Annotated in this window: 10 protein-coding genes and 1 pseudogene; 8 read left to right on the top strand and 3 right to left on the bottom strand. The window is 62.5% G+C overall.

Annotation, left to right across the window (positions count from 1 at the left end; all coding sequences use genetic code 11):
* The 8 genes and pseudogenes from IB265_RS07025 to IB265_RS06990 form a co-directional block, all read left to right on the top strand.
* Positions 1-302: pseudogene (locus IB265_RS07025) on the top strand (S-(hydroxymethyl)glutathione dehydrogenase); the annotation flags it as partial.
* A 198-nt stretch (positions 303-500) separates the two neighbouring features.
* A complete protein-coding gene (locus IB265_RS07020) occupies positions 501-941 on the top strand; it encodes a YaiI/YqxD family protein (RefSeq protein WP_113478810.1) in 441 nt (146 codons plus the stop codon).
* 43 nt (positions 942-984) lie between these two features.
* Positions 985-1,635, top strand: coding sequence for a DUF1345 domain-containing protein (locus tag IB265_RS07015; RefSeq protein WP_058329553.1), 651 nt, complete (start codon positions 985-987; stop codon positions 1,633-1,635).
* 24 nt (positions 1,636-1,659) lie between these two features.
* The gene (gene fghA / locus IB265_RS07010; protein WP_113737751.1) at positions 1,660-2,493 is read left to right on the top strand and encodes an S-formylglutathione hydrolase; all 834 of its coding nucleotides are present in this window, start codon (positions 1,660-1,662) and stop codon (positions 2,491-2,493) included.
* Positions 2,494-2,517: 24 nt separating this feature from the next.
* Positions 2,518-2,895 carry a fluoride efflux transporter CrcB gene (crcB, locus tag IB265_RS07005; RefSeq protein WP_058329555.1) on the top strand — a complete coding sequence of 126 codons (378 nt, stop codon included), beginning with the start codon at positions 2,518-2,520 and terminating at the stop codon, positions 2,893-2,895.
* Positions 2,896-3,107: 212 nt separating this feature from the next.
* Positions 3,108-4,100 carry an RluA family pseudouridine synthase gene (locus tag IB265_RS07000; RefSeq protein WP_057255592.1) on the top strand — a complete coding sequence of 331 codons (993 nt, stop codon included), beginning with the start codon at positions 3,108-3,110 and terminating at the stop codon, positions 4,098-4,100.
* The gene (locus IB265_RS06995; RefSeq protein ID WP_058329557.1) at positions 4,100-4,765 is read left to right on the top strand and encodes an HAD-IA family hydrolase; all 666 of its coding nucleotides are present in this window, start codon (positions 4,100-4,102) and stop codon (positions 4,763-4,765) included. The genes IB265_RS07000 and IB265_RS06995 overlap by 1 nt, the downstream gene beginning before the upstream one ends.
* Positions 4,758-5,543 carry an ATP12 family chaperone protein gene (locus tag IB265_RS06990; protein ID WP_093232348.1) on the top strand — a complete coding sequence of 262 codons (786 nt, stop codon included), beginning with the start codon at positions 4,758-4,760 and terminating at the stop codon, positions 5,541-5,543. Before IB265_RS06995 ends, IB265_RS06990 begins: the two co-directional genes overlap by 8 nt.
* A gap of 144 nt (positions 5,544-5,687) precedes the next feature.
* Here IB265_RS06990 and sugE read toward each other — a convergent pair whose 3' ends face one another.
* The 3 genes from sugE to IB265_RS06975 all read right to left on the bottom strand — a co-directional run bounded on the left by sugE (position 5,688) and on the right by IB265_RS06975 (position 8,961).
* Entirely contained in the window at positions 5,688-6,002 is a 315-nt protein-coding gene (gene sugE / locus IB265_RS06985; RefSeq protein WP_093232347.1) for a quaternary ammonium compound efflux SMR transporter SugE, read from the bottom strand.
* Between the two features lie 251 nt (positions 6,003-6,253).
* Positions 6,254-7,567, bottom strand: a complete 1,314-nt coding sequence (locus tag IB265_RS06980; protein WP_058324766.1) for a replication-associated recombination protein A — start codon at positions 7,565-7,567, stop codon at positions 6,254-6,256.
* Entirely contained in the window at positions 7,564-8,961 is a 1,398-nt protein-coding gene (locus IB265_RS06975; RefSeq protein ID WP_110878295.1) for a DegQ family serine endoprotease, read from the bottom strand. The genes IB265_RS06980 and IB265_RS06975 overlap by 4 nt, the downstream gene beginning before the upstream one ends.
* Positions 8,962-8,990: the final 29 nt, after the last annotated feature.

Genomic DNA, 8,990 nt, shown 5'->3' with positions numbered 1-8,990 from the left:
TGCGCCAGGCGCTCGAAGCCTCGCATCGCGGCTGGGGCAAGTCCGTCGTCATCGGCGTCGCCGGCGCCGGCCAGGAGATCTCCACCCGGCCGTTCCAGCTCGTCACCGGCCGCAGCTGGATGGGCACGGCCTTCGGCGGCGCGCGTGGCCGCACCGACGTGCCGAAGATCGTCGACTGGTACATGGAGGGCAAGATCGAGATCGATCCGATGATCACCCACACCATGGCCCTCGAAGACATCAACAAGGGCTTCGAGCTGATGCATTCCGGCGAAAGCATCCGTTCGGTCGTTCTTTACTAAGCTAAGCTGGCAATGGCGCAATTCCGGGAAAATCGCTTCGCACTTTTCCTGGAATTGCTTCACAACCTGAACGACGCAATTCCGGACGGAAAACCGCTTCGCACTTTTCCTGGAATTGCTTCACAATCCAATTCAGAACGGCGTCGGAGTCGATTGATTTCCGGCGCCTTTTCAGTCCCGTTGAGAAACTGATTCAAGATGATCTATGTCGATGCCGATGCCTGCCCGGTGAAGGCGGAAATCCTGAAGGTGGCCGAACGCCATGGAATAGAGGTGACTTTCGTCGCCAATTCCGGCCTGCGCCCCTCGCGCGACCCGACGGTACACAACGTCATCGTCTCGGCGGGTTTCGATGCGGCCGACAACTGGATCGCGGAACGGGCGCAGGAGGGCGATGTTGTCGTCACCGCCGATGTACCGCTGGCCGTGCGTTGCGTTGCTGCCGGCGCGTTGGTTACCGGCCCTTCCGGACGCATCTTCGACAAGGGCAATATCGGCATGGCTTCGGCGATGCGCGATCTTGGGCAGCATTTGCGTGAAACCGGCGAGAGCAAGGGCTACAACGCCGCCTTCACGCCGCGCGATCGATCCGCCTTCCTCGAAACGCTTGACCGACTCGCACGGCAGGCGAAAAAGTGACGGTGCGGCAGCCGCTTCCGCTGCAGATCGCAGGGGTATCTGGATGACAGCGACGACGACGAAGCTCAGGCACTGGCCCTTCTACACCGCCATTCTATGCGCGCTCGCAAGCGTGCCCGTCCTCTGGTTCGTTGCGCGACGCTTCGCACTTGAAGGCGCTGCGATCACCTTCTTCTGCGTCTATCTCGTCATGTGCTGGCGGCGATTGCGGATGATGACCGGGCGGCACCTGAAGACCCATGCCAGAAACACCGACGAGCCCGAGTTCGTTATCCTCCTCGTGACATTCGGTGCGGCTGCGAGCTCGCTCATCTCTCTGTTCTTTGCGCTCAACGCCCAGCAAACAGGATCCGCACTCGCGCTCGGCCTCGCCTTTGCCTCGGTCGTGCTCGGCTGGGCGACGATCCATATGATGGCCGCGATGCATTATGCGCACATATACTGGGTGCCTTCCGCGGATGCGAAGACGCCGGAGCCTGCACGTGGCCTCGACTTTCCCGAGACACCCGAGCCCGGCGGTTTTGATTTCCTCTACTTTTCCTTCGTCATCGGTATGACCGCGCAGACCTCAGACGTCGCCATCACCACAACAGCCATGCGGCGCATCAATCTGATGCATGCCGTCGTTTCTTTCTTCTTCAACACCGTGCTCGTCGCCGCCGCCGTCAACGCGGCCGTGCAGCTTGCCGGCTGAGCATCATTACCCAAGGAGCATTTCATGAAGGTCCTCTCGCAACACACCGCTTTCGGCGGCATGCAGGGCGTCTTTTCGCACGATTCCGAGGCTTGCAAGGGCGAGATGACCTTTGCCGTCTTCGTGCCGCCGCAGGCGATCAAGGAACCGAGACCAGTGCTCTGGTACTTGTCCGGCCTCACCTGCACGCACGCGAACGTCATGGAGAAAGGCGAATACCGGCGCATGGCCGCCGAACTCGGGCTTATCATCGTTTGCCCCGACACCAGCCCGCGCGGCGCCGACGTGCCAGACGAACTGACGAACTGGCAGATGGGCAAGGGCGCGGGTTTCTATGTCGACGCCACCGAGAAGCCCTGGGCCGAGCACTACCAGATGTACAGCTACATCACCGAAGAACTGCCCGCTTTCGTCAGCCAGCACTTCCGCATGGACATGAGCCGCCAGGGCATTTTCGGCCATTCCATGGGCGGCCACGGCGCCATGACCATTGCGCTCAAACACCCGGATCGCTTCAAGAGCTGCTCGGCTTTCGCGCCGATCGTCGAGCCCTCGACCGCCGACTGGTCGGTCGGCGCCTTCGAAAAGTATCTCGGCACAGACCGCGCCGCCTGGCGCCAATATGATGCCTGCGCCCTCGTCAAGGACGGTGCGCGCTTCCCGGAATTTCTGATCGACCAGGGCAAGGCGGACAGCTTTCTCGAAAACGGCCTGCGCCCGTGGCTGTTCGAGGATGCGGTCAAGGGAACCGGCATCGATCTGACGCTGCGCATGCATGAGCGCTACGACCACTCCTACTACTTCATCTCCACCTTCATGGACGATCACCTGAAGTGGCATGCCGTACGGCTGGCCTAGGCCGATTTTGTCCCGGAGCGACTGATGACCCACCTCCTTCTCGTTGGAGCCGGCGGCGCGATCGGCTCGATCTTGCGCTACCTTGTCGGCCTCTGGACCGTCCATCGCCTCGGGGCGGGCTTCCCGTGGGGCACACTCGGCGTCAATATCACCGGCTCGTTCCTGATCGGCGTGCTGGCAGAGGCGATCATGCGCAAGTTTGGCGCGTCGCCGGAAATGCGCGTGTTCCTCATCACCGGGGTTCTCGGCGGCTACACCACCTTTTCCGCCTTTTCGCTGGATGCGATCACGCTCTTCGAGCGTGGTGATGTCATGCTTTCCGTCATCTATGTCGTTGCCAGCGTCGCGCTTTCGCTCCTTGCGGTCTTCAGCGGGCTGGCTCTGATGCGCGCAATAGTCTAAAGGCTGCTTCTACGAGCGCTGCGTAGCCTGAGGGAAACGCGGTGCGTTGCTGCATTGCTCTTCAACCGTCATCGCTTCAGGGGCATTGTCATGCAGCCGTTAAAGGATTGCGGCAGCCCTTGCGCACCTGAAGCGTTTTCTTACGTCCATCCCAACGTAAGAGCTTCAGATTGACGCGCGACGCTGCAGGAACAGAAAGCAGGTTCGCTCAAATGGCAGGCATAGAACACAGGCAAGTGGACGGTGACGAGGCAGGCATGCGCCTTGACCGCTGGTTCAAAGTGCATTTTCCGGGGCTGGGTTTCGGTCCGCTGCAGAAGCTTTTGCGTTCGGGCCAGATCCGTGTCGACGGCGGCCGCGTCAAGTCCGACACGCGCCTACAGCCGGGCCAGACGGTGCGCATCCCTCCCCTTGGCGTCGATGCGAAGGAGACGAAGACAGGCCCGATCGCCGGCCGCGACCTTCGCCACTCGCCCGACGGAGAATTGCTGTCGCGGATGGTGCTGCATGAGGACGCGAAGGTGATCGTGCTGAACAAGCCGGCCGGGCTTGCCGTGCAAGGCGGCTCCGGCGTCAACCGTCACATCGACAAGATGCTCGAGGCCTGGACCAATCAGCGTGGCGAAAAGCCCCGTCTGGTGCACCGCCTCGACCGTGACACCTCAGGTGTTCTGGTCATTGCCCGTACGCGTGGCGCCGCCCAGAAGCTGACGGCCGCCTTCCGAGAGCGCGACACCAAGAAGACCTATTGGGCGCTGGTGAAAGGCGTGCCGCGCAAGCGCGAAGACCGGATCTCGACCTGGCTGGTCAAAGAACAGACGCCGGACGGCGACCGCATGCGCATCGCCAAGCATGGCGAGGACGGTGCCGACCACGCGATTTCCTACTACCGAATTCGTGAGCAAGCGGCACAGAACCTCGCCTGGCTCGAGATGGAGCCCTATACCGGCCGTACCCATCAGTTGCGCGTGCATGCCTTGCATATCGGTCACCCGATCCTCGGCGACCCGAAGTATTTCGACGCCGATATCAACTGGAGCCTGCCCGGCGGCATGCAGAACCGTCTGCATCTGCACGCGCGCCATATCGATATCCCGCATCCGGACGGCGGTCGCCTGCGCGTGACCGCGCCGCTGCCGCCGCACATGGTCCAAAGCTGGAACCTACTGGGCTTTGAAGAGAACGAGCCGGGCGAGGACGACTGATGAAACTGGCGCTTTTCGATTGCGACGGGACGCTGGTCGATAGCGGCGGGCTGATCCATGAGGTGATGGCGCGCACCTTCGAGGCATTCGATCGCGAGCGCCCGCCGCTTTCAGCAACCAAGGGCATCATCGGCCTGACACTCGACATCGCCATTGCCCGCCTGCTTGGCCGCGAGCACGTCGACGACCTGGCACTGGCGATGACTGCGCACTACAAGTCGATCTTCGCAGGCGTGCGCAGCGAAGCCGGCTTCCAGGAGCTTTTGTTTCCGGGCATCGCCGACATGATGCAGACGCTCTCGTCGCGGGACGCGCTGCTGATCGGCGCCGTCACCGGCAAGTCTCGGCGCGGCCTCACTCACATCTCCGAAACCCACGGTTTCGACAATATCTTCTTCGTTTCGCGCACCGCCGACGACTGCCCTTCCAAGCCGCACCCGGCGATGGTGACGGAGTGCTGTTCGGAAGCGGGCATCGATGCGAAGGATACGGTCGTCATCGGCGACGCGATCTACGACATGCAAATGGCCAAGGCCGCGGGAGCCGCCGCCATCGGCGTAGCCTGGGGCTATGCGTCCGTTCCCGATCTCATCGAGGCGGGTGCCGATTTCGTTGCGCAGACGCCGGCAGACATCATTGAATGGATGGAACACAATCATGCCTGATATTCGCGACGAGCTCAGCGGTGCGATGAGCCACGAGGATCCGGTCCGCCGCGCACAGATTCAGATGCTGAAGCCGCTGCCGAAGCGCTTCTACAAGGCGGTCAGCGTCGCTGCGGCGGAAGGCGACACCCACGCCGTGCTGCTCGACGGCCGCACGGTGCGCACGCCAGCAAAGCAACCGCTTGCCGTGCCGACACGCAAGCTTGCCGATATGCTGGCCGCCGAATGGGAGGCACAGGCCGAGGTCATCGATCCCGCCCGAATGCCGGTCACCCGCATCGTCAACACGGCGCTCGATGGTGTTGCGAAAGACCAGCGCTCGGTGTTCGACGACATCCTGCGCTTCGCCGGAACCGACATGATCTGCTATCGCGCCGACAGCCCGGAAGGCCTGGTCGCACGCCAGAACGAGATCTGGAACCCGGTGCTCGACTGGGCGCGGCAAACGCTTGGCGCCCGCTTCATCCTCGCCGAAGGCGTGATCCATCAGGAGCAGCCGGAGGAAGCCCTTTCGGCCTATGCCGAGGGCCTGCGCGCTTTCGCCACTCCGCTCGGGCTCACCTGCGTTCATACGGTGACCAGCCTGACGGGTTCGGCCCTGCTGGCGCTTGCCTTCGCCTCCGGCAGGTTCACGGCCGAAGAGGCCTGGACGGCCGCGCATGTCGACGAAGACTGGCAGATCGAGCATTGGGGAACCGACGAGGAAGCCTTCCGCCGCCGCGAAAACCGCTGGCAGGAAATGCTGGCGACTGCTGCGGTTCTGGACGCCTTGCGGTAAACGGAGACAGCGAAACATCTCTGAATACGATTGCGGGCTGCGCGTCCTTCATGACGAGCAGCCCGCTTCGTTTGCAATTATGGTTACGGCTTCAGAGCAAGATCGCCCTGCTTACCTAACGCCACGTTAGTGTATTACGCTGCGTTAGGCGGCGAGTTTCAGCCCGGCAATGCCGCTGACGATGAGCGCGATGCAGCCGAGGCGGACGAAGGTCGCCGGCTCTGCAAACAGGAAGATGCCGAGGATGACGGTACCGACCGTACCGATACCCGTCCAGACCGCATAGGCCGTGCCGAGCGGCAGGGTGCGCACGGCAAGGCCGAGCAGCGCGATGCTGAGGATCATCGACCCGACGGTCAGGATCGTCGGCGTAACGCGCGTGAAGCCATCCGTGTATTTGAGACCGATTGCCCAGCCGATTTCGAGGATACCGGCAACCAAAAGAAGGAACCAGGCCATGTCAAACTCCTAATACTGGAGCGAGGCCGTCCCCGCGGATGTTCGGTTTCGAATTCGCGAACCGTGCAGCCGTCTGCAATGCCGGTTCTATCTCACACTCCGGTTCCGACGGCAAGGCAGCCACGGGCAGATCAGCCTTGCACCGGTGGCAAGGCTAAGCCACGTGCCGCATTCCTTGAATCCTTGAAAACGACGGGGTTTTCGTCCGGGCCAAGCACAAGGAAAGGCCGTCTTACAGTTTTCTGGGCATTCTAGGGAGCATTGCGCTCCCGGCGGAGTTTCGCCCACCATTCCAGCCGCTTGCGGATTTCTCGCTCGAAACCACGCTCCGGCGGATCATAGTAAGTCTGGCGCCCCATCTTTTCCGGAAAATAGTCCTGGCCGGAAAAGGCATCCGGCTCGTCGTGATCGTAGCGATAACCGTCGCCGTAGCCTTCGCCCTTCATCAGCTTGGTCGGGGCGTTGAGAATGTGCTTCGGCGGCAGCAGCGAGCCGTTCTCCTTGGCAGCGCGCATCGCCGCCTTGTAGGCAGTGTAGACCCCGTTCGACTTCGGCGCGGTCGCCAGATAGACACAGGCTTCGGCAAGCGCCAATTCCCCCTCCGGCGAGCCCAGATAATCATAGGCGTCCTTGGCGGCATTGCAGATCACCAGGGCCTGAGGGTCGGCAAGGCCGATATCTTCAACCGCCATGCGTACAAGCCGTCGCCCGAGATAAAGAGGATCCTCGCCCGCATCGAACATGCGGCAGAGATAATAGAGCGCGGCATCCGGATCGGAACCGCGTACCGACTTGTGCAGCGCCGAGATCAGATTGTAGTGGCCGTCCTGGCCCTTGTCGTAGACCGGCGCCCGGCGCTGGACGATGTTCTGAAGCGCTGCAGCATCGAAGATCTCGTCGCGCCGCGCGGCGCGCCAGACTTCTTCCGCCAGCGTCAGCGCCGCACGGCCATCGCCATCGGCCATGCGGATCAGGCTCGCGCGTGCATCCGCATCAAGCGGCAACGCCTTGCCTTCTGCCTGCTCGGCACGGGACAGAAGCTCCTGGATGCTGTCCTCACCGTGTGGCTTGAACGTCAGCACGCGAGCGCGGGACAACAGAGCGGCGTTGAGCTCGAAGGACGGATTTTCGGTCGTGGCGCCGACGAGGATGACGGTGCCATCCTCCATCACGGGCAGGAAACTATCCTGCTGGGCACGATTGAAACGGTGGATCTCGTCGACGAACAGCAGGGTCTGCCGGCCGGACATGCGCCGTGCACGCGCCGATTCGAACACCTTCTTGAGATCGGCAACACCGGAGAAGATGGCGGAGATCTGCTCGAAGGCGAGTCCCGCCTCCCCCGAAAGCAGACGCGCGACGGTCGTCTTGCCGGTGCCTGGCGGTCCCCAGAAGATCATCGATCCGAGAGAACCCGACGCGATCATACGCGACAGCACGCCATCATCCCCGGTCAGGTGCTCCTGGCCCGTGACTTCGGCGAGCGTACGCGGGCGAAGCCGGTCGGCAAGCGGTCTTGCGGACGCCATCTCAGGAGGCTCGTGTGCTGTAAACAGATCGCTCATCGGAAGAACTGACGGATAAGTTGGCCGTCCCGCTCGATTTCGACGCGCCAGAAGGAGGCGTCGTCGGCCATCACATGCTCCAGCGTCTTGGACGTGTCGATCGCCGTGCCGTTGACAGAGCGCACGATGTCCTTCGGCTCAAGGCCGATGCGTGCTGCCGGCGAACCGCGGTTGACCTGCATGACGACGACGCCCTGGAGCGAAGTCGACACGCGCAGTTCCTCGGCTAGACGTGGCGACAGATTGGCGACGACCGCGCCGGCGAAGGGATTGCGACCTTCGATCAGCCGTTCGTCACGCGGCGAGGTCTCCGGCGCCCGATCGAGCCTGAGCATCACCTCACGCGGCTTACCGTTTTCCGACACGGTAACGCGCGCCTCGTGGCCGATGCCGACCGTCGTCAAGCGGTAGCCGAGCGCATCAGGATGTTCGACTTCAATGCCGTTGACGGCGGTGATCACTTGCCCCGGCTTGATGCCTGCCAGTTCGGCCGGGCCACCCGCCACGACAGCCGTCACCAGCGCACCGCGGGCGCGGTTGAAGCCAAGGGCTTCGGCCACTTCCGAGGTCACCGGTTCGAAGCTTGCGCCGATGAAGGGACGGACGAAGGCGCCATTGCCGCCGTCAGCGGACGCGACGAAGACCTTTACCAGATTGGCGGGGATAGCAAAGCCGACGCCGTTCGAGCCGCCACCCTTGGAGAAGATCGCGGTGTTGATGCCGATCAATTGACCGTTCATGTCGATGAGGCCGCCGCCGGAATTGCCCGGATTGATCGCCGCATCCGTCTGGATAAAGAAGCCGAAATCCCCTGAAGAAACCTGGTTGCGCGCGAGAGCCGAGACGATGCCGCTCGTGACCGTCTGGCCGACGCCGAACGGGTTGCCGATCGCCAGCACGAGGTCGCCGACTTCGACCGCATCCGAGTCGCCGAGCGGGACGATCTCGAACGGGCCTTCCGACTGGATCTTCAGCACCGCCAGGTCGAGTCGGTCATCCTTGAGCACGATCTTGCAGGGAAATTCGCGCCCGTCCGCCAGCGCCACCTTGATGTCGTCGGCGCCCTCGATGACGTGATTGTTGGTCACGACGATGCCGTTCTTGCCGACGATCACGCCGGAGCCGAGCGACGATTGCTTTTCCGAGCGGTTCGGCATGCGTTGGCCAAAGAACTCCTCAAAGAAGGGATCGCCGGAAAAGATCGAGCGGCGCTCGACCACGCGTTCGGCGTAGACGTTGACGACCGCATTTGCCGTCTGCTTGACGAGCGGCGCGAAGGAAAGCTGCATTTCGGTGCGCGACTGCGGAACCGTCTTGGCCTCCTCAGCCCATGCCGGACAGGCAAGAGACACAGCAATGACGAGCGCAACAAGCGCTCTTTGACCAACGATCATGTGAAGCATTCTCCTATTCGTCACGGCTA

Origin of the sequence: Ensifer sp. ENS10 (genome assembly GCF_014852025.1) — a bacterium.
GTDB lineage: Bacteria > Pseudomonadota > Alphaproteobacteria > Rhizobiales > Rhizobiaceae > Ensifer.
This window is presented reverse-complemented; position numbering and strand designations above follow the sequence as displayed.